The 22779-nt window shown below is 31.6% G+C and carries 16 protein-coding genes, 5 tRNA genes and 2 rRNA genes; 20 read left to right on the forward strand and 3 right to left on the reverse strand.

Going from position 1 to position 22779, the window contains the following annotated elements; genetic code table 11:
• The 13 genes from FYJ33_RS11370 to addA all read left to right on the forward strand — a co-directional run.
• Nucleotides 1-127, forward strand: a 23S ribosomal RNA gene (locus FYJ33_RS11370); the annotation flags it as partial.
• 173 nt (nt 128-300) lie between these two features.
• A 5S ribosomal RNA gene (rrf, locus tag FYJ33_RS11375) occupies nt 301-418 on the forward strand.
• 3 nt (nt 419-421) lie between these two features.
• Nucleotides 422-498 (forward strand) — tRNA-Ile (locus FYJ33_RS11380).
• A 1-nt stretch (nt 499) separates the two neighbouring features.
• Nucleotides 500-575 (forward strand) — tRNA-Ala (locus FYJ33_RS11385).
• Between the two features lie 66 nt (nt 576-641).
• Nucleotides 642-1160, forward strand: a complete 519-nt coding sequence (locus tag FYJ33_RS11390) for an HD domain-containing protein (RefSeq protein ID WP_154531855.1) — start codon at nt 642-644, stop codon at nt 1158-1160.
• An 80-nt stretch (nt 1161-1240) separates the two neighbouring features.
• Nucleotides 1241-3985 (forward strand): UPF0182 family membrane protein, encoded by a 2745-nt coding sequence (locus FYJ33_RS11395; protein ID WP_154531856.1) that lies wholly within the window; start codon nt 1241-1243, stop codon nt 3983-3985.
• A 187-nt stretch (nt 3986-4172) separates the two neighbouring features.
• Nucleotides 4173-5558 (forward strand): NAD(P)/FAD-dependent oxidoreductase, encoded by a 1386-nt coding sequence (locus FYJ33_RS11400; RefSeq protein WP_154531857.1) that lies wholly within the window; start codon nt 4173-4175, stop codon nt 5556-5558.
• Nucleotides 5559-5583: 25 nt separating this feature from the next.
• Nucleotides 5584-5814, forward strand: a complete 231-nt coding sequence (locus FYJ33_RS11405) for a DUF1667 domain-containing protein (protein ID WP_154531858.1) — start codon at nt 5584-5586, stop codon at nt 5812-5814.
• A gap of 66 nt (nt 5815-5880) precedes the next feature.
• Nucleotides 5881-5971, forward strand: a tRNA-Ser gene (locus FYJ33_RS11410).
• Nucleotides 5972-6257: 286 nt separating this feature from the next.
• Nucleotides 6258-6348: transfer RNA gene (locus FYJ33_RS11415), tRNA-Ser, on the forward strand.
• 30 nt (nt 6349-6378) lie between these two features.
• Nucleotides 6379-6469 (forward strand) — tRNA-Ser (locus tag FYJ33_RS11420).
• A gap of 127 nt (nt 6470-6596) precedes the next feature.
• The gene (gene addB / locus FYJ33_RS11425; RefSeq protein ID WP_154531859.1) at nt 6597-10058 is read left to right on the forward strand and encodes a helicase-exonuclease AddAB subunit AddB; all 3462 of its coding nucleotides are present in this window, start codon (nt 6597-6599) and stop codon (nt 10056-10058) included.
• Nucleotides 10058-13846 (forward strand): helicase-exonuclease AddAB subunit AddA, encoded by a 3789-nt coding sequence (gene addA / locus FYJ33_RS11430; protein WP_154531860.1) that lies wholly within the window; start codon nt 10058-10060, stop codon nt 13844-13846. The genes addB and addA overlap by 1 nt, the downstream gene beginning before the upstream one ends.
• Nucleotides 13847-14134: 288 nt before the next feature.
• Here addA and FYJ33_RS11435 read toward each other — a convergent pair whose 3' ends face one another.
• Nucleotides 14135-14446, reverse strand: coding sequence for a hypothetical protein (locus FYJ33_RS11435; RefSeq protein ID WP_154531861.1), 312 nt, complete (start codon nt 14444-14446; stop codon nt 14135-14137).
• Between the two features lie 89 nt (nt 14447-14535).
• Nucleotides 14536-15864, reverse strand: coding sequence for a CCA tRNA nucleotidyltransferase (locus tag FYJ33_RS11440; RefSeq protein WP_154531862.1), 1329 nt, complete (start codon nt 15862-15864; stop codon nt 14536-14538).
• Nucleotides 15865-15965: 101 nt separating this feature from the next.
• Here FYJ33_RS11440 and FYJ33_RS11445 point away from each other — a divergent pair, with 101 nt between their 5' ends.
• The 5 genes from FYJ33_RS11445 to FYJ33_RS11465 all read left to right on the forward strand — a co-directional run bounded on the left by FYJ33_RS11445 (nt 15966) and on the right by FYJ33_RS11465 (nt 19034).
• Nucleotides 15966-16937, forward strand: a complete 972-nt coding sequence (locus FYJ33_RS11445) for a 3'-5' exoribonuclease YhaM family protein (protein WP_154531863.1) — start codon at nt 15966-15968, stop codon at nt 16935-16937.
• Nucleotides 16938-17212: 275 nt separating this feature from the next.
• Nucleotides 17213-17716: an isochorismatase family protein gene (locus FYJ33_RS11450; RefSeq protein WP_154531864.1), complete on the forward strand. Its 504-nt coding sequence runs from the start codon at nt 17213-17215 to the stop codon at nt 17714-17716.
• Between the two features lie 147 nt (nt 17717-17863).
• Entirely contained in the window at nt 17864-18121 is a 258-nt protein-coding gene (locus FYJ33_RS11455) for an RNA polymerase sigma factor (RefSeq protein WP_328598694.1), read from the forward strand.
• Nucleotides 18122-18178: 57 nt separating this feature from the next.
• Complete coding sequence (locus FYJ33_RS11460) at nt 18179-18661, forward strand: zf-HC2 domain-containing protein (protein WP_154531865.1); 483 nt, start codon at nt 18179-18181, stop codon at nt 18659-18661.
• A 133-nt stretch (nt 18662-18794) separates the two neighbouring features.
• Nucleotides 18795-19034 carry a hypothetical protein gene (locus FYJ33_RS11465; protein WP_154531866.1) on the forward strand — a complete coding sequence of 80 codons (240 nt, stop codon included), beginning with the start codon at nt 18795-18797 and terminating at the stop codon, nt 19032-19034.
• Between the two features lie 51 nt (nt 19035-19085).
• Here the strand turns inward: FYJ33_RS11465 and FYJ33_RS11470 are convergent, their stop codons facing one another.
• Complete coding sequence (locus FYJ33_RS11470) at nt 19086-20258, reverse strand: L,D-transpeptidase (RefSeq protein WP_154531867.1); 1173 nt, start codon at nt 20256-20258, stop codon at nt 19086-19088.
• 168 nt (nt 20259-20426) lie between these two features.
• On the opposite strand from FYJ33_RS11470, the gene pepT reads away from it, so the two are divergent.
• Nucleotides 20427-21656 (forward strand): peptidase T, encoded by a 1230-nt coding sequence (gene pepT / locus FYJ33_RS11475; protein ID WP_154531868.1) that lies wholly within the window; start codon nt 20427-20429, stop codon nt 21654-21656.
• Nucleotides 21657-21790: 134 nt separating this feature from the next.
• A complete protein-coding gene (locus FYJ33_RS11480; RefSeq protein ID WP_154531869.1) occupies nt 21791-22747 on the forward strand; it encodes an alpha/beta hydrolase in 957 nt (318 codons plus the stop codon).
• Nucleotides 22748-22779: the final 32 nt, after the last annotated feature.

Raw genomic sequence — 22779 nt, forward strand, 5'->3', positions numbered from 1 at the left:
TCAAGATTAGATTTCCCATAGCGTAAGCTAGTAAGATCCCTTGAAGAACACAAGGTTGATAGGTCAGAGGTGTAAGTGTGGTAACATATTTAGCTGACTGATACTAATAGATCGAGGGCTTGACCAAATTAAAAAGGAAACTCACTCAGCAGAGCTGAGGAGTAAGTTCCACTGACAAAATACAAATTTTGAGTGTCACTTAAAACTTATATGCAATTTTGAAAGAATAAAAAATTCTTTTAAAAAAGTGTTGCAAAATGCAAAATAACATGATATAATACATCATGTGAGTAACACGAATCTGGTTATGATGTGTTTTTGGGTTACACCCCTTCCCATTCCGAACAGGATGGTTAAGCCAATTACAGCCGATGGTACTGCATGGGAGACCGTGTGGGAGAGTAGGTGGTAGCCAGGTAATGGATCTTTAGCTCAGTTGGTTAGAGCAACCGGCTCATAACCGGTAGGTCCGGGGTTCGAGTCCCTGAAGGTCCACCATGGGGGTATAGCTCAGCTGGGAGAGCACCTGCCTTGCACGCAGGGGGTCAAGAGTTCGAATCTCTTTATCTCCACCAAAATGAAGACCATATTGCTTAAGCAATATGGTCTTTTCGTTTATATAAAAAAGGAGATTAATATAAATGTTACATAGAATAACACAATTTATATGGGCGTTAACATCTTCATTTAAAAAAGTAGACTATAAATATGTGAGTAGATATCTTACTGATGATGAGAAGCACCTATTTAATAATATGAAAAAGAGTGATATGCAGCATTGTATAAGAGTTGCAAAGAATATAGAGTATTCTCTGGGAAATAAAGAATACAACATAAAATATGATGATCAGAAAATAAATGAATTGATAAGATTAGGACTTCTACATGATATAGGTAAAAGCGAATGTAAGCTAAATTGCATCGAAAAATCTATCATGGTTATCCTAAATAAGCTTACGAAGTCTAAGATAAAGAAGTTTACTAAATTTAAAATTGTAAGAAACTATTATAATCATGCTGATAGGGGCGCTAATTTACTAAGTCAGTTAAATAATCAATATACAGATCAGTTTATAGAAGCTATTAAAAATCACCACAATAAAGGCACTATTAAAAATGAAGAACTTTTAATTTTAAAAAGAGCTGATGATATAAGTTAAGTTCCGTAAAAAGCATATATATTTTAAAGATAATATGATAATATTATCCTTATAAATATAAATTTTGATAGGAGGATTATATGAAAAAAAGACTAGGATTTATTATAGCCACAATAGTTATTATATTTGCAGTATTTTTTATGAGCTCAAGTTTTATAATAGACTATCAGTGGTTTAAAGAAGTAGGTTATACATCAGTTTACTTTACAAAAGTTTTTTCAATACTAAAATTATTCATACCTATATTTCTGATTATCTTTTTAATTATTTATTTATACTCAAGGAGTTTGTTTAATGATATAAGAACTTTAGCAGGCGATTCAGTAATAAAGGGTAAGAAGATATACAATATAATTGTAGTTTTTGTTTCAGTAGTATTTGCTTTCAATATAGCATCTAAGTACTGGTATACGATATTACAGTTTACTAATTCTATTTCTTTTAATGAAAAGGATCCATTATTTAATAAGGATATATCATTTTATGTTTTTAAGCTGCCATTAATTCAGGTTATTTATAATACTTTGCTTGGACTTGCAGCAGTACTTGTAATAATAACTATAGCTACCTATATAGCGCTTAAAGTTAAATTTAATATAACTCAAATTAATGATATTACTAATGTTAAAAAGTCAAAGAGAAAGTTTGCAATAATAAGTTTTGTGATTTTCATGATGATTTCTGTAGGATTTATCTTAAAATCTTATTATTTATTGTACAGTCCTAGAGGTGTTGTTTATGGAGCTGGATATACAGATAATAATATAACTTTATTATTCAACAAGGTTGTAACAATCGTAGCTGCTGTTTTTTCCTTTGTATCAATATTCTTAATATTAAAGGATAAGAAAAAGATACTGACTGGATTTGCAGCTGTTATTGTGGGACTTGTAATCTTAGAGCCAATAGCAGCTGTAATAACTCAGAACTTCTTTGTAAAATCTAACGAACTTGAATTTGAAAAGAAGTATATAAATTATCATATAGAAAGTACAAGAAAAGCATATAATATCGACTCAATAGAAGAAAAATCATTTGAGCCCAAGTACAATCTTGATGCTGAACAGATAAAGAAAAATAATGATATTATAAGCAATCTTAGGATTAACTCAATAGAACCTGTTCTTTCATTCTATAATCAGGTTCAGACTATGAAGAATTATTATAATTTTCATGATATAGATACGGACAGATATAATATAGATGGTCAGAAGAGTCAGGTATTTGTGTCAGTAAGAGAAATAGAAAACAAGAATATAACATCTTGGCAGAATAAGCATTTAATTTATACTCATGGTTATGGTTCTGTAATGAGCAAGGTAAATTCAGTTACAGCAGAAGGACAGCCTGACTTTTTAATGAGTGATTTACCTACTAATAATAAAACAGACATAAAACTTGATAATCCAAGAATCTATTTTGGTGAAAGTTCTAATGATTATATAATCGTAAATACAAAGATAAATGAACTTGATTATCCTAATGGAGATGAAAATAAAGGAACTAAGTATAGTGGTACAGCAGGTATAAAATTGACTCCACTAAACAGAATACTATTTGCTATAAATGAAGGTAATAGCAGAATATTATTTTCAAAGGATATCACAAATAACAGTAAGATAATCTTACATAAAAATATAATAAATAGAGTGAAGACTATTGCACCATTCTTAAAATATGACAATGATCCTTATATAGTTGTCGATAATGGCCGATTATTTTGGATAATAGATGCATATACAACAAGTGACAAGTATCCATACTCTCAGCCATATGATAATGTAAACTATATTAGAAATTCAGTTAAGGTTGTTGTTGATGCATATAACGGAAATACTGATTTCTATATTACAGATGATAATGATCCTATAGTTAAGAGCTATTCAAAGATATTTAAGGGATTATTTAAATCATATGATAAGATTCCTGCTACACTTAAGGAACACTTCAGATATCCTGAAGAACTGTTTAAACTTCAATGTGAAGTATTAGAAAAGTATCATATGACTAATCCGACTACTTTCTTTACACAGGATGATTTATGGCAGATATCATCTGGACTATCAAACAGTAGTACTACTGCTGAAGCTCAGGTAAAGAATAAGGATGAGGATAATAAAGAGGAAGAAGTAAACAGTGAATCTAAAACTAATGGAAAAGAAGCACTGTACTTAATGACAAGACTTCCTGGAGAAAGCAAGACAGAGATGGTTCTATGCGAATACTTTAATGTTATGGGTAAGCAGAACATGGTATCTATGCTTGGAGCAAGAATGGATGGAGATAACTATGGTAAACTTGTAATGTATAAGTTCCCTCAGCAAAAGACTATATACAGCCCTATGCTATTTAACAATAAGATTATGCAGGATAAGGAGCTTACTAAGGAAATCAAGCTTTGGGAAGGAAAAGGCTCAAAGGTAGTTGATGGAGATATAATAATACTTCCTATAAATGATTCATTATTATATCTGAAGACTTTATACTTAAAGGCCAATACTGAAAATGCTATTCCTGAAGTTAAGAAGATTGTTTTAAGTGACGGTAATCAGATAGTAAGTGGAGATAATGTTGCTGATGCTCTGCAGCAGCTGTTTAACTATACAGCTGACCAGAATGCTCCTGTAGAAAACAATAATACAGGAAATACACAAGGCAGCACTAATAATAAGATAAGCAGTACTGATGCTAAGAAGGCAAAAGAACTTTATGATAATGCACTTAAATCTCAGAAAGAAGGAGACTGGGCTAAATACGGAGAGTATATTAAAGAGCTTGGTAATCTTATCAATAAATTAAATGGTCAAGATACTGCTAAAGAATAATTGAGTATGCTTTTTGCACATATATAAAATATTTTAGAAGTATAATAATCTTAATACCTATGCAGAACTCATTTAGAGGTTACTTATGGAGGGGTTGAAGTAGGTATTAAGATTATTTTTTAATGCGGTAATTTGCTTTTTAGTGTAAAATAGGTAGTGGAGTTTTTATGAAATTGGAGGTTTTATTATGGATTATGATGTTTTGATACTGGGCGGAGGAATAATCGGGTGTTCAGTTGCCTATGAATTATCAAAGTATAATCTTAATATAGCTGTCATTGAAAAGGATTATGATATAGCAGATGATATTTCTCTTATTAATACTGAGATAGTTTATGATGGTTCAGAATGTGAAGATAAGTTTTTGAGTACTATTGAGCATAAAGGTAACAGCATGCTTGATGAGATAACATCTAAATTTAATGTGCCATTTAAAAGGGTCGGATCTATAAAGATAGCTAATGAAAATAAAGCTATTGATATTATAGAAGGAATATATAAAAGAGCTAAAGAGAGAAATATTAATGATATATATCTTATGGATAAAAATGATGTTAAGGATATAGAGCCTAATATAAGCTTAGACTTTAAGAAGGCTGTATACTCTCCTAATATTGGCGTAATAGCTCCATATGACCTTGCCATAGCTTATGCTGAGGTTGCCTTTGATAATGGTGCTACATTCAGGCTTGAGGAAGAAGTAACAGATATAAAAAAGATAGTTAATGGTTTTAAGGTTACAACTAATAAAAATAAATTTTCATGCAGAGTTGTAGTTAACACTATTCCTGGTGAATACAATACTTTAGATAGTGATATAAAAAGTAATGGGCAGAAAGAAAGCGATGTACATTATTTAATACTTAACGATAGGTCAAAGCCATTTTCAAACAGTATTATTACTGCAATATCAGATGAAGGTGATATGATAAAATATATACCAGCAGCAGGAAATGAATCGCTTATTGCTATCAATAAAAAGGGAACTCTTAAGTTTAATGATGCTGTAAGGCTTGCGAAGAAGGTAGTTCCATCTATAGATAAGGATGCAGTAAACAGTATATATCATGAAAAATCACGTAATAATCTTGTTATTATAGATGATAATGAAAATTATAATGGATATATAAGAGTATGTGGTGATCATTATGCAACAGTTACTATGACACCTGCTATTGCAAGCATGATATGTGAAACAATAGTATCAAATCTTACATGTTCAAAAAATAAGAATTTTATAGATAAGAGAAGAGAATTTTATAAATTTAAGGATATGAGCGATGAGGAAAGAAATGAAGTTATCGCTATTGATAAAAAGTACGGCAAGATAACATGTTTATGTAATCTTATTTCTGAAGGCGAAATTGTTGATAGTATAAGAAGGCCGTTAGGGGCAAGAACAGTTGAAGGAGTTAAGAGGAGAACTGGAGCAACATTCGGTAGCTGCCATGGAGCACATTGCATAAGCAAGATAATTTATATACTTGCTAGAGAATTAAATAAGAAGCCCACTGATATTGTAGAGGATTCAAAGAATTCAAAGGTATTAGCATCGAGAATAAAGGAATTTTAGTATTTTTAATTGGAGGATTATTATAATGGATAAAGAAATTTTTACAAGCGTAATAAGAGTAAAAGGTAGTGCTAAGTATAATGTAGTATCTGTTAAATCTAGTGAACCAGTAGAATATGATAAGTGGATTGAGTTATCTAAAATAATAAGCACTATATATGTAAGCCTTCCAATAAAAAGTGGTGATGTATTATGCAAGAATATTGCAAATACTGGTATAGATATTATTGCTACCAAGAGTCTATCAAAAAATTAATATTTTTTTAAATTATTATTGACATAGAAAACAAACGTTGATATAATCTTAATTGTCGTCAGACGTGGAGAGATGGTCGAGTTGGTTTAAGGCACCGGTCTTGAAAACCGGCGTACCTTTGCGGGTACCTAGGGTTCGAATCCCTATCTCTCCGCCAGATAGTAAAAGCAGTTGTTAGAAATAACAACTGCTTTCTTGTTGTTCAAAAATATAGATTCATGTGCTTTTCTACAATTCATATTATTTTACTATACCGATAAATACTAAATAGATAGTAAGTGCAGACCTAAGAAATACATATTTAGAGAAATAGATGATATCTCTCCTCGACTGCGCTCGGAGAGGTAAATTCGACTAACCAAATTAAAAATTTGGAGTCTCATTTAAAAAACTTGTTGACATAACTTTTAAACATTGATATAATTCTAATTGTCGCGAGACATGGAGAGATGGTCGAGTTGGTTTAAGGCACCGGTCTTGAAAACCGGCGTACCTTTGCGGGTACCTAGGGTTCGAATCCCTATCTCTCCGCCATTTAAATATTATATATATTAGAGGACACATGGAGAAGTACTCAAGTGGCTGAAGAGGCGCCCCTGCTAAGGGCGTAGATCGGGCAACCGGTGCGAGGGTTCAAATCCCTCCTTCTCCGCCAGAACATCTAGATTTTATCTAGATGTTTTTTTGTTATATAGAGAGTTTTTAAATGAAGGAAAACATGAATTGTTATAGAATTTATGATTAATAATAGAAATATATTATAAGAAATTAGGAGAAAAAATATGTCATTAAGATTAGTCATAGGAAGGTCAGGTACAGGCAAGAGCACTTTATGCATAAGCGAGATAAAGAAAAGAGATTTAAGTAGCTCTGCAAAAAAGATAATAATGCTTGTTCCAGAGCAGTATACTTTTGAAACTGAAAATAAGCTTCTTCATGAGGTAGGTGAGAAATTTCAGCTTAACACTTATGTTTTAAGTTTTCAGAGATTAGCGCATAAGGTATTTTCTGAACATGGTGGAATAACAAAATTAAGGATGCAGGAATCAGGTAAAAGTATGCTTGTACTAAAGGTATTAAACGAGCTTCAGGATAGCCTTACATCATTTAAGACAGCTTCTAAACAGAAGGGTTTTATTGATATTGTATCTAAGACAATTTCTGAGTTTAAGAAGTACAATGTAGACAGCGAAGTTCTTGATCAAGTTAAAGGTAATATGGATGAAAGCAGGAGTGATCTTAAGAATAAGATTACGGATCTTGGCAGGATATATTCATCATTTCAGGAAAAGCTTCATAAGTCACATGTTGATTCAGAGGATATTCTTATAGATTTGTCACAGAAGATAGATGAAAGTGGCTTTTTTAATGATGCAGAAGTATGGATAGATGAGTTTACTAACTTTACACCTATACAGTATGAAATAATTGAAAAGATTATTGCTCAGAGTATAAGTACCACTATTACACTTGATCTTGATACGTCTGGTAATTTTGGAGATGCATTTCTTGTAACTGCTAATACTTATAACAAATTAAGAGATATATGCAGCGAAAATAATATAAGGGTAGATGAAACTATAAACTTAAATAAAGAAAAAAATTATAAGTTTTTAAGCAGAGAATTACTTCATCTTGAGCAGAATTATTATTCATATCCATTTAAACAGTATAAAGATGAAGTGAAAAATTTAAGAATATATAAAGCTAACAATAGCTATGAAGAAATGGAGTTTATAGCAAGGGATATTTTAAGACTTGTAAGAGAAGGCAAGTACAGATATAAAGATATTGCTGTTCTCTGCAGGGATATTGAAGGATATGAAAAGATAGCTTCAGTTATCTGCAATCAGTATGGTATTCCAAGTTATATAGATAAGAAGAAGGATGTAATGGGTAACCCTATAATTGTCCTTATTAATTCATTATTTGACATCATAAATAAAAACTGGACTTATGAATCTGTATTCAAGTACCTTAAGACAGGACTTGTTGATATAGATAATGATAAGATAGACCTGCTTGAGAATTACGTGCTTTCTAACGGTATTAAGGGACGTAATAAATGGGTCAGCGATGATATGTGGGATTATGATATATACAAATCTTTTGGTGAGAAGGAAAGAGATCCAGAAGAAGTTAAATTGATTAATGAAATAAATGAAATAAGGGACATGATAAGTCAGCCTATAAATAACTTCTATGAAAAATGCAAGTCAGCCAAGAATGTGCGAGAAGTCTGCACATATTTATATGAATTTTTAAATGAATTTTCTGTGCTTTCTAAAATGGAGAACATGGTGAAGTATTTCCAGGAAAATAATATTGTAGATATGGCTACTGAATGTTCAAAGGTACTTGATATAATCATGGAAGTGCTTGATGAAGCTGTTGATGTGCTTGGTGATGAGAAGCTTCCGCTTGATGAATTTGCTGAAATACTTAATACAGGATTCATGAAATATGAAATGTCATTAATACCATTAGCTCTTGATCAGGTTACTATTGGTGATATAGCAAAAATAAAGAGTAAGGATGTAAAGGCGTTATATGTTGTGGGAGTTAACGATGGAGTTATTCCAGCAGTAAATAAAGAAGAAGGAATCCTTTCAGATAGAGATAGAGAATTCCTTAAGGAACAGGATGTAGTGCTTGCTTCAGATACAAAGACAAAGGCTAGGGAAGAACAACATATAGTATACAATATTCTATCTACTGCAAGAGAATATCTTGTTCTTTCATATTGTGCAGCCGATTTTGAAGGAAAAGCGTTAAGACCTTCAATAGTAATACCAAGAATTAAAAAGATTTTTCCAAGACTTGAAGAGGAAAGTGATATATACAGTGGTGAAATGTATTTTGACAAGTTTAAGAGAGTTTCTGCACCACTTCCTACATTTAATGAGTTTATCTGTGAATCAAGAAATATAACTGAGAAAAAGCAGTATGAAAAGTACTGGCTACAGGTTTATACATGGTTTAAAAATAATGATGAGTGGAAAATAAAAACTGAAAATATGCTTAAGGCACTAAATTACACTAATCAGGCTGAAGATATCGATAGAGAGAAAATTAAAGAGATGTACGAGAAGGATGGAAAACTTACTTTTAACATTTCAATGATTGAAAATTATGCAAGGTGCCCATTCAGCTACTATATAAAATATGGACTTAAGGCAAAGGACAGAAAGATTTACGAACTTACTGCACCTGACCTTGGAAACTTCATGCACGAAATATTAGATGAATTCACTAACAGTATAAGAGAAGAAAATATGAGCTGGAGTGATTTAAGTTATGAAAAGTGCAAGAGTAGGATAAATGAGCTTGTAGATAAGCAACTTTTAGAAAACAAAGGATCTATTTTCAATAGTTCAAAGAGATATAGATACTTTACTGACAGATTTAAGAGGATGCTGACAAAATCAGTGACTATAATTTCAGAGCAGATGAAACATAGTGATTTTAAGGTTTATAAAAATGAATTTTCATTTGGGAATTATAAAGATGGAGAACCTATAAAGCTTGATCTTCCAAGTGGTGATGAAGTATTTCTTAAAGGAAGAATTGATAGAATTGATACCGCAGAGATAGACGGTAATACTTATATAAGGATTATTGATTATAAGTCAGGTTATAAGAAGTTTGATCTTAGTGAACTTTATTATGGAATTCAGATTCAGCTTCTTGTTTATATAGATGCACTGCTTAAGAATTCAGAATACATTTTAAAAACGCAAGCTGTTCCAGGAGCAATTTTCTACTTCAGAATTGATGATCCGATAATCAATGTTAAGGGCAGGATGTCAGAAGAGGCTGTTAAAAAGGAAATACTTAAGAAGCTGAAACTTGATGGACTTATGCTTAAAGATCCAAAGATAGTAAAGGCCATGGATAATGATATAGAAGGAACTTCACTGATAATTCCTGCAGGATTTAAGAAGGATGGAGATTTCTCAAGTAAAAGTGCAGTTGTAACTGAAAGGCAGTTTGAGGCATTAAGAAAATACGTAAATGATAAGATGATTGAATTGTGCGAAGACATGATAAGCGGAAAGATTACAATTGAGCCTATTAAACAGGGGCTGAATGTACCTTGTACTTATTGTGAGTATACATCAATATGTCAATTTGATACTTCTATGAGCGATAACTGTTATAGATTTATTTATAAAAAATCAAAAGAAGAGATATGGGAAGCAATATCAAAAGAAACTGGTATTAATCTTGGAGGTGAAAAGTAATGGCAAATAAGTGGACTGATGAACAGAAAAGGGCGATAGAAACTAGAGGTAGAAACCTTCTTGTAGCTGCAGCTGCAGGATCAGGAAAGACAGCTGTTCTTGTTGAAAGAATAATTAAGATGATAACAGATCCTAAAAAGCCTGTTGATATAGATAGGCTGCTTGTTGTTACTTTTACATCTGCAGCAGCTTCAGAAATGAGAGAAAGAATTGGCGAGGCCATATCAAAGGAACTTGAAAAATATCCTAATTCAAGTGTACTTGCAAGACAGCTGACTCTCCTTGGAGGAGCCAATATCACGACAATGCATTCATTCTGTCTTGAAGTTATCAAGAATAACTTTCATGAGATAGATCTTGATCCTGGATTTAGAATTGGTGATCAGACTGAATGTGAAATCCTTAAAAATGATGTGCTTGATGATCTTTTTGAAGAAAAGTACATTGAAGCAAAAAAGGAATTTCTTGATCTAGTTGAATCTTATGGCGGCAGCAAAAATGATGATAAATTAAAATCTCTTATCTTAAAGATATACTCTTTCTCAATGAGCGGACCATGGCCTGAAAAATGGCTTAAGGATAAAGCTGAAGCCTTTAATATAAATAGCAGGGAAGAATTATATAAAACAGCATGGATAAACATCATTAAAGAAAATGTATCGCTGAAGGTTGAGAGCATATATAATGCCTACAAGAATGCAGCTGAGCTTTGTCATATAGTTGAGGGAATGGATAAGTATCTAGAAAATGTAGATGAGGACTTAGCTGTTTTAGATAAGATTCAGAAGAGCTTTGAAGGTGACCTTGATGATATAGCAGAAGCTTTTGAGTGTGTTAAGTTTGGTAGACTTAAAACTATTAAAAAGGGTACTGTTGACGAAGAATCACAGAATATTTTTAAAGCAGCAAGAGATAAGGCAAAGAAGGATATTGCTAAGATTGCGGGCGAACTTAACATTGGTTCTGTGGACGATATTATTGAGCAGTGCAGAAATCTTTATCCTTTAATGATGGAACTTTCAAATACTGTGCTGCAGTTTGAAGAACAGTATAAAGCAAAGAAAAAGGAAAGAAGCATGCTAGATTTTAATGATATGGAGCATATCTGTCTTGAAATATTAACTGAAAAAAGTTCAGGTTATGAGCTGAAACCTTCTAAAGTTGCGCTTAATTACAGAGAGAAGTTTGAGGAAGTCTTTGTTGATGAATATCAGGATAGTAATAATGTTCAGGAAACAATTATCAATATGGTATCTAGAAAAGACTGTGAAAAACCTAATGTATTCATGGTTGGTGATGTAAAGCAGAGTATCTACAGATTCAGACAGGCAAAGCCTGAGCTGTTCCTTGACAAGTATAATACTTATACAGACAGTAAGGATGCTGACAGCAGCACAAAGAATGAAAAGATAACTTTGTTCAAGAACTTTAGAAGCAGAAAAGAAATATTAGATGCTGCCAACTTTATCTTCTACAATATCATGTCAGAATCAGTAGGGGAACTTGATTATACAGAAAGAGAAGCTCTTAATTTAGGTGCTGATTATAAAGAAGTCAACAAAGATAATGTTTATGAGCTTTCAGAAAATGAGTTCAGTAATTTTGAAACTGCTGGAGATGTAGAACTGCATATACTTGATCTTGCAGGAGAAGCAAAAGAAGAGTCTCAGGATAATGAGGGAGATGGCGAGGAGCAGAGTGAAGAGGATGAAGAAAACCTTGATGCTATGCAGTATGAATCAAGACTTGTAGCAAAGAGAATCAACAGTCTTATACATGGAGAAAAGCCTTATCTTATATATGACAAGCATCTGCAGAAATATAGAAAGATAAGATACAAAGATATCGTCATCCTTTTAAGAACAGTAAAATCATGGTCTGAGGTTCTTGTAGATGAACTTTCAATGGCTGGTATACCAGTTTATGCAGATACAGGTTCAGGGTATTTTGATACAGTGGAGATAAGAACAGTGATGTCATTACTGCATGTTATAGATAATCCACTGCAGGATATTCACATGATTGCAGTGCTTCGTTCACCAATATTTGCTTTCAGCATGGATATGTTAAGTGATTTAAGACTGCTTGTAAAAGATATGGAAGATCAGAAGTATTATTATGATATAGTTAAGGAAGTTGCATCTGGCCAAAGAGAAGCAAGTACAGAACTTAAAGAAAAGTGTAGCTATGTTATAGAGAAGATTAGTATGTGGAGAGAAAAATCTGAATACATGCCTATAGATGAGTTTATATATTATCTGATTATGGACACTTCATATTATGGTTTTGTAGGTGCTATGAGTAATGGTGTGAAGAGGCAGGCAAATTTAAGAATACTGTTCCAGAGAGCAAAGCAGTTTGAAGGTACTTCTCTTAAAGGCTTGTTTAACTTCATAACATTTATCAACAAGCTTAGAAAATCAAGTGGAGATATGGGTAGTGCTAAGATTTTAGGCGAAAATGAAGATGTAGTCAGAATTATGAGTATACACAAGAGTAAAGGGCTTGAGTTCCCCGTGGTTATTTTAGCTGGCTGTGGAAAACAATTTAATCTTATGGACTTAAATGATGATGTTCTTCTTCATGATGAACTTGGTTATGGGCCTAATTATGTTGATCTTGAGAATAGAACGATGACTCCTTCTATTGCTAAGACTGCTATCAAGGAAAAGCAGAAGCTTGAAATATATTCTGAGGAAATAAGAATACTTTATGTTGCTCTTACCAGAGCAAAAGAAAAGCTGATAATGACAGGCAGAGTTAATGATTTTGAAAAGCAGGTGGAAAAGTACGCTTCAGCAGCTTCATCTGTAACTGAATACAATACTATTTCTCCTAGAGAAATTTTAAACAGCAAATGTTATCTTGACTGGATTGCCATGTCTGTTGCAAGGCATAAAGATGGTGCACTACTTAGAAACGCCAGAAATGATATAAGGCTTAGGGATGATTATTCAAAATGGAATGTGCATTTGTGGATAAAATCAGATCTCACTGTGGATGAAAAAAATGATGTTGTGGATAACATTGATGAAAATATCCTCAAGGATACTGAAGCAAAAATTGATGAGGAAATAAGAAACAGGCTTGAATTCAAGTATGATTACAGAGATATAGTGTCATTACCCTCAAATGTTTCTGTTTCTGATTTAAAGAAGGCAGCATTTGAAGACGAGGAGCCTGTGTTTAAGCTATATGAAAGCGAATATGTAAGAAAATCTAAATTCCTTTCAGAAGAAAAGGGACTTACAGCAGCAGAAAGAGGTACTGCAATGCACTTTGTAATGCAACATCTTGATCTTAACAATGTAAGTACAACAGAAAAAATTGATGAACAGATAAAATCTATGGCCCATGATGAACTTTTAGGTGAAGAGGAAGCTGCTTCTGTTAACAGATTTAAGGTCTTTAAGTTCTTCAAGAGTAAGATAGGAAAAGAAATGCTGATGGCACATAGAGGTATGAGCTTATTGCAGAGAGAACTTGCTTTTGTTACAGAAATTCCTGCACAGAAGCTTTTAAAGGAAGAGTTAAGCAGTAATTACAGTGAAGAAAAAGTAAGACTTCAGGGAATCATCGACTGTTTCTTTGAATCAAGAGGTAAACTAATACTGCTTGATTATAAGACTGATTATGTTGAAGAAGGCGATGAAGAAAAAATCGTTGATAGATATAAGATTCAGATGGAGTACTACAGTGAAGCTCTGGAAAAGATGATCGGCAGAAAAGTTGATGAAATTTATCTATATTTATTTAGGTTAGATAAAGAAGTTAAAGTGGAAATTTAGAATTGATGAATTTCTAAAAAAATAGAGGCTTCGCCTCCAATCTACTAGAGGCAGAATAACTAACATTATTCTGCCTTATTTTTGAATTCAAAGTAAATAAAAATAATATGATATTATTTCTAGTATATAAAATATAAGCAGGAAAAATAAACTGAATAATAAAAGCTCTAAATAGTACATAACAGTACAACCTTTCTTTTAAATTTATTTTTCTCTGTTAGTAAACTAATAATGAATAAAATTGGACTTATGAAGAATAAAAGTATTATCTTTTTTCATAGAAGAACTTTAGCTTTTCTTTTTATCTGTTCTGTAAGCTGAATTAAAAAGCATAATAATTGGAATAATTAAAAAGAATACAGCGCCTAGGAGAATTGATAGTGTTTCTCCAGTGTTATTTCTGTGGAAAATAGTAGTCCCGATGGTAGCTATTAAACTGCCAATGCATATGCTTAACCCTGCTCTATCCTTATTAGATAACATCTTATTCTTCTTATATTTTTTATAGATACTTATAAAGACAAATATAAAGCAGATTACTGCAATGATAAAAAATACAGTACTGATTAAATGAGCCCACATTGCTGATATAGAATCCATAATTTCATCCCCTAAAATAAAATTATTTTTATTCTTATTATAGCACATATATATATTAAAAGTAAATATATGTAAATAGAAATAGGGAATTATTTATTATACTGTTTTGACAATTCAAGAAGCGTTTCACGTTTATTTAATTTAGGATCTTCCAGCGTTTTATTTAAAAGGTATTTTAAAATTTCGCCTATTTCTTTTCCTGGCTTCATTCCTAATTCTTTTATAAGGTCATTACCGTTTATTTTTAAATCATTTGAACTTAACGGCTCGTTACTGTTTAAAATTTTAGTGATTCTTTCTGTCATTACAGCCACATTATCAAGTGCTAAGAATGGCGGAGCACATGACAGGATATCGCTTTTCATAAGATTTAAGAGATCAAAGACAAGTTCCTTTGATGTTCTATTAATCAGTCTTTTAAGTGCTGCATCTGTAGGATCCTTAAGAACATTCATATGTTCTTTTATAAGAATGTGAACTTTCTTTACTGTGTCATTATCGTAATGAAGTTTTCGTAGTATTGACGTAGATTTTACAGCGCCTTTTTTGTCATGACCATAAAAGTGACCGGCATTATCTTTGCCGATAAAAAAACATTCTGGTTTTGAAATATCATGAAGAAGTGCTGCCAGTCTTAAGTGTAGTATTGGATTGACTTTATCGACTACACATAATGTATGCATAAAAACATCCTTATTGTGATATTTTGTATGCTGGTCAAAGCCTACTGTTTCCTGAAGATCAGGAAGGATGTACTTTAATAGTCCTGTTTTCTCTAAAAGTAAAAATGCTTTTGAAGGTTTATTACATAAAAGGCACTTGTTAAGTTCATCAGCAACTCTTTCAACACTTATATTTTTTATAAGATGTGAATTGTTGGTGATTGCAGCTAAGGTTTTTTCTTCTATTTCAAAATCAAGCTGTGTGCAAAAACGTATAGCACGAAGCATTCTTAAAGCATCTTCATTGAAACGCTTGTCAGCATCGCCAACACATCTGATTATTTTATTTTTTAAATCGTCACGTCCATTAAAGAAATCAACAAGGCCTTTTTCATCATTGTAAGCCATGGCATTAATAGTGAAATCACGTCTTGCCAAGTCTTCTTTTATATTAGTTACAAAAGTTACTTCTTCTGGGCTACGGTTATTTAAGTATTCTCCGTCTATCCTATAAGTTGTAACTTCAAAAGGTTCTTTATTTAAAAGTACAGTAACAGTACCATGTTTAATACCAGTTGGAATAGTTTTTTCAAAAATACGTATTATGTCATCAGGCAGTGCATTTGTTGTAACATCATAGTCATTAGGGTTTCTGTTCAAAATAGAGTCACGGACACAACCACCCACAAGAAATCCTTCAAAGCCGTTTTCGTATAGAGTTTTGATTATTGTATTAACACCGCTAGGAATTTTCATAAATATTCATCCTTCCCATATAATATAAATATATTATATCATTATAATAGTGTTATAATGTAATAAGTAAAATGCAATGTGATTTTTGAAAGGAAGATTAGATGAGCGGTACAGAAGTTTTAAATAAAAAGATAAATGAATTCAAGCAGGGGGAACGGGTACAGGGATTTTTCCTGATTAAAACTCTTGATTTAAAGACAGCTAATGCTAATGGTAAGAAATATCTTGATTTTACTATTGGAGATAAGACAGGTGATATTTCAGCAAAACTTTGGGAAGTAAGCGAAGAAGTTGAAAAAGAAATAACTAAAAATTTGATAGTAAAGATAAGAGGAACTGTAGTTGCCTGGCAAGGGGCTCTTCAGCTAAAGATAGAGAGAATTAGAAAAGCATCAGACGAAGATCATGTTGATATAGACGAATATGTACAGAGTGCACCACTTAAGAGCGAAATAATGTATGATGCAATACATGCTTATATAGATGAAATGACAAATGAAGATATAAAAAAACTTACTGCATATATGTTTGAGGAAAGAAAAGAAAAACTTCTTTATTATCCAGCTGCAAAGAAGAACCATCATGCACTTAAAGGCGGACTATTATTTCATGTATACACAATGCTTAGAAATGCAGAAAACTTATCAAATGTATATGACTTTATGAATAAGGACCTTTTATATGCAGGAGTTATCCTTCACGACCTTGCTAAAATGGATGAAATGGATTCAAATGAACTTGGTATAGTTAATGAATATACACTAGAAGGAAGTCTCCTTGGACATATTACTGAAGGCATCAAAAAACTTGAAGTAGTAGGTGAGAAGCTTGGTACAGATAAGAATATCCTTATGTACTTACAGCATATGATTTTATCTCATCACTATGAGCCAGAGTACGGAAGTCCTATAAAACCAATGATTCCAGAAGCAGAGCTTCTTCATTATCTAGATGTACTAGATGCAAGAATGTATGATATGAGAAAAGCAGTAAATGAAACAGAACCTGGGCAATTCTCAGAAAGATTATGGTCACTAGATAATAGAAGAATCTACAACCACGGAGAAATCTAAACAAAGAACTAAAGTCCTTTATAATGTATAACGTATAATTTAGGATTAAACTCCCTTACGGGAGTTTTTCCTTAATTATGAATTATACAATATACATTTTACATTAACTTGTGCTATTTTTATGTTAATCTATTTATGAATATGAAAAATACAGAAAAATTATAAGAAATTAAGTGAAAGGTTACAAAAAGGTTAACAATTTCGTTACAAAAAGAGTTATTATTTATATATAGTAAACATAACTATATAGTAGGAATGAATAAGGAGGAATTCAAATGAGAGCTTTATTAGTTTTAGGCTCATGTAAAGGATTTCAAAAAGAAAGCTTTTCTGGATTAAAAAATAACATTTTAGTGTTGATTAAAAAATTTACACAAGCTGAAGAGCCTGTATTTATATTAAAGGAAACTGAGGACCAAAATAATTATTTAAAAGATATAGAGTTCGGTAATTATGTATTATACAGAAAAGATATAGATGCATTCTTCCTAAGTGGACTTGAGAAAAAGTTAAGAATAATGGGCATAAGGGAAATTGTTTTGTGTGGCGAAGAACTTGATAGAAGTATCTTGTTTACAGCTATATCGGGCTATGACAGAGGCTTCAGAGTTTTAGTTGTAAAGGATGCAGTGTCATCAGAAAATTATGAGAAATATGGCATGGATCAGGAGTGTGTTAATAATACGATATTTAAAATGCTTACAGATGGAGATATAAATACAGTTAATACAGAAGAGATACTTAATGGATACAATGAAGTGAGTATAGAAAACTGCTAAATTTAAAATTATAGCTGTTACGTTAGTATGAATTAAGACTATGTAGCAGCTATTTTTTTTATGTTAAAATATATTTCTATAAAATTTGTTAAAAATCCTGTAACATTAACTTTATTAATGACACTAATATTATGAAAGGGGATTTTTATGAAGAAGATTGAAGAATTGTACAAACAATATATTCGAGATATATACAGATACCTTGTAAGCATGAATCATAATGGTTCCCTTTCAGAGGATCTTTTATCGGAAACATATATTAATGCAATGAATTCTATAGGGAATTTTAAAAAAGAATCTGATATTAAGACGTGGCTTTTTTCTATAGCCAGGTATACATGGTTTGGTTATTATATTATGAAATCGCTGAGAAATATGGTATTTCAGAAGGATCAGCAAGGGTAATTGATTTTCGGATGAAGAAGAAGATACGTGATATTTTGGAGAAGGAGGATAAATGGCATGGAAAATATTTCGTGTGATGTCTGCATTGACCTTATGATGCTGGTAAAAGATAATGCTGCAAGTGATGACAGCATAAAACTTGTGAATAAGCATATAAGCGAATGTGAAGAATGCAGAAGAGTATTTGAAGAGGATAGAGAGGCCCTAGAGAGACCTATAAATGATAGTGAAATATTAAAAAGAATAAAAAGGAGGATTTCTATAATTACTGTAATTATGGTTGTTATAGGAACTTTAACAGGTGTTGTACTTACAAACAGTATGGGCATGTTCTACAACTTTATTATCATGCCTTTAATTGGTGGAATTGGCTACATACTGCTGAATAAAAAGTGGTACTATGTAAGCATATTTATAGCAGTAACATCTTACATAGGAAACTTTGTACAGAACATTATGGAGTCAGTATCGATACAGGAGTCTCTTATAGGAGCAGTATATTTTACAGCTGCATATACATTTTGCTGTTCATTGCGATAGCTATGGCAGAGCAATAAGAGATAATTATGAAATAGACGTTTTAGAGGGATATAATACTTGGGCAAGAGTAAATGATGAGTATTCAAAATATGTTGAAAATCTGATAAAATCAAAGCTTAAGTATGATTATAATATGCTGAATGTTGATGTAATAGATAAAGATGGTTCAAAACTTGAGCTTGATAAAATGCTTACTGATGAAAACTTAAATATAGATAAGTATACTGTAGTCCTTGATAATAAAGAAGATAAATCAAGCTCACAATCTATAGGAGTTTATGATTTTGATAGGAAGTTAGTAAATTCCGATAACCTGCCTAAAGTTATGGAGGACTATTATAATCAGTGGGAAAAAGAAAATGATAAAAAATAGATAAAAAGAAGACTGCAAAAGTAACGAAATCTACTTAGCAGTCTTCTTTGCTTAATTAATTATAACGCTTGTCCCAGCAGGTATAACATCATGGATGAATTTTGAATCTTCAGTTGCAAGTCTTATACAGCCATGTGAAGCGGCTGTTCCCAGAGTATTATCAAGAATTTTTGTTGCTGAGCTATCATAAGGAACTGAATGGAATAAGTAATTGTTTCCCTTAAATGATGTCCAGTACTTACCACCTTGCCCGTACTTAGGTGAGAAGAACCATGTACCTTTCATGCCGACCTTAAAGAATCCTTTTGGTGTAGCACTATCAGCTATACCTGTAGAGCACTTAAATTCTTTATATTTAATCCATGAATTTTTCTTGCCACAGAATACATAAGTAGTCTGTTTTGCAGTACTTACATAAATAACGTATTTTGTTTCACTTGGCACGTCCATTTTATTAATGTTATCAACAGTTACTGATGAAGCATTAGCAAAATCTTTTATAGAAACATTAATTGAATTGTAGTCAGGAAGAGATTTAAAGTATGCTTCCTTACTTTTATTTATGCTATTTTGTAAATCATTATAGTCGTTAGTGTTAATGTACTTTTTATTTTCATTTAAACTTTTTTCGGCATCATCAAAGCTGTTTTTGTTGCATAATTCAATAATATTTTTTGATGTTTCATCTTTTAATAATCTTGAGCAGTCTGATATTTTCTTTTTTGCTTTATCATAATCATCAGATAAATCTGTGATTGAAGATAAAATGTTGAAAGCAGCTTTATAATTCTTATTGTCCATCAAAGTTATAGCTTTACTATAATCTAATTGCGATTTTTGATATTCTTTACTTCTTAATAAGTATGATATAAGAGTATCTTTTGATACGCTCTTTAAATCTTTTATTCTTTTTAAGTTATTTATATAAGTATTTTCATCAATTTTATTATTAGTGAAGTCTATATAGTTTTTTCGAATATAATGATTATAAATATCAATTAAATCAGAACTAGTAAGTTTCTTATCAGACACAATAATACTATTGAAAGCACTTAAGTTGTTTTTATAAAGAAGCTGTGATAAATCTGATATATACTTTTTGTGGTTAGTTATCGTTGATATATATATAATTGAAGTGCACATTAAAATAGCAAAAATACACACAATATAGTTGCAGTTTTCAAAGATATTTTTAATAAAATTTCTCAATTTGTTTAAATACATAGCATATTCCCTCCAATTTCTATTATAATGTAAATTAGAAACGATATAAATAAAAAAATAAAACGAGAAAGAAAATATTTTTTACAAACATTGAATGTATCTACTATGAAAATTATAAGGAAAAATATATAATTTTAATATGTGATAAAAGAAAAGAGGTTGAAGATTATGAAAGATGTAAAAAATAGATTTTTAGATTATGTAAAAATCAACACAAAATCTGATGAAACAACTAGAAAAACTCCGAGTACTGACGGACAGCTTGAACTTGGAAAGATTTTAGCTGAAGAATTAAAGTCTATAGGAGTTAAAGATGTCACAATAAGTGAGTTTGGATATGTTTATGGTGTTGTACCATCAAATGTTGACAAAAAGGTTCCTAAGATAGGTTTTATAGCACATATGGATACTTCTCCAGATATGAGTGGAGAAAATGTTAAGCCTCAAATCGTTGAAAATTATGATGGAGGAGATATAGTTTTAAATAAAGAACTAGATTTAGTTTTATCTCCAAAGACATTTGAAGGAATGGCAAGATATAAGGGACATACTCTTATAACTACCGATGGAACTACTCTTTTAGGAGCAGATGATAAGGCTGGTATTGCTGAAATAGTTACAGCTGTTGAATATATTATAGAACATCCAGAAATTAAGCATGGTGATATAAAGATAGGATTTACTCCTGATGAAGAAATAGGAGAAGGTGCAGATCATTTTGATGTTAAGCGCTTTGATGCTGACTTCGCATATACAGTTGATGGTGGTACTGAAGGAGAATTAGAGTATGAAAACTTTAATGCAGGTTCTGCTAAAATAACTATCCATGGAAGAAATGTTCATCCAGGTAGTGCAAAGGATAAAATGGTTAATTCAATGCTAATAGCTAACGAATATATTTCAATGCTTCCTGAAAATGAAAGACCAGAAACTACTGAAAAGTATGAAGGATTCTATCATTTAATAGATATGAAGGGTGAAGTTGAAGAAACAACTTTAGCTTACATCATCAGAGATTTCTTCGATGATGGATATGATGCAAGAATGAAGAATATGCAGACTATAGCTGATAAACTTAATGCTAAATATGGTGAGGGAACTGTTCAGGTTGAACTTAAGGAACAGTATAGAAATATGAAATCAAAAGTTGAACCTGTAATGCACATAGTTGATGTTGCTAAGAAGGCAATAGCAGATACAGGAGTTACTCCAACAATTGTACCAATAAGAGGAGGTACTGATGGAGCGAAGCTTTCATTTATGGGACTTCCGACACCTAACTTATTTACAGGCGGAGAAAACTTCCACGGTAAATTTGAGTATGTTTCAGTAGATACTATGAAGAAGACTGTTCAGGTTATCTTAAACATAATCAAAGCTTACGCTGAAGAAAACTAATAAGATATAAAAGTAAAAAGATAGGGCGTAATTATTATTAGTTAAGGAGTAATACTTAGTCGATGATAATTACGCCTTTTTTATAGTATAGGAAATTACATTGAAAAAGGTAAAATGTATAAGGGGATATATATATGAAAAAAAGAACGAAAATAATAATTTCAACTGTTTTAGTATTTATAGTTTTAGCAGTTGCAGGGATATTTTTAGTTGCATTATATCTTTATAATTTTGCTATTAATCCTAAAAATATGAAGGATGTATTTACTAAGGATTCAACTGCTGTAAGCAGAAGTGAAACAAGTGGTAAGGCAAAGGAAAATCCGGATTGGTTAAAAGAGAATTCCACAGAAGAATATATGAATAGTAATGATGGTTTAAAACTTCATGCATATCAGGTACAACAGAAAAAGAAGTCTGATTTATATGCAGTGATAGTTCATGGATATAAAGGTAACGGACTTAAAATGTCATCATATGCAAAGAGATTTTATGATATGGGGTTTAATTTAGTTGTACCTGATTTAAGAGCTCATGGAAAAAGTGAAGGTAATTATATTGGCATGGGATGGCATGACAGGCTTGATGTTTTAAAATGGACAAACTCTATTATAGAAAAAAATGAAAATGCAAAGGTTGTTTTATTTGGAGTATCTATGGGAGCTGCTACGGTAATGATGGCATCAGGAGAAAAAATGCCTCAACAGGTTAAGGCTATTATTGAGGATTGTGGATATACATCAGTTGAAGCAGAATTTAAGAAAGAACTTAAAACTGCATTTAATCTGCCATCATTTCCACTATTAAATGCAGCATCACTTATTACAGATATTAAAGCTGGATATAATTTTAAGGAAGCTAGTGCAATAAATCAAGTAAAGAAGCTTAAGAAACCAGCATTATTCATTCATGGTGATAAAGATACATTTGTTCCTTTTTCAATGCTTGATGAAGTATATAATGCGGCTTCATGTGAAAAAGAAAAACTAGTTGTAAAGGGAGCTGGGCATGCAAAATCATCTTCAGTAGATCCTGATTTATATTGGGGAACAATAAAGAACTTCTTAAATAAACATGTAACTAATAATTAGTTTTTTGGTTTATAATTTATAAAGGATTATAA

The organism is Inconstantimicrobium porci (genome assembly GCF_009696465.1).
Classification (GTDB): domain Bacteria; phylum Bacillota; class Clostridia; order Clostridiales; family Clostridiaceae; genus Inconstantimicrobium; species Inconstantimicrobium porci.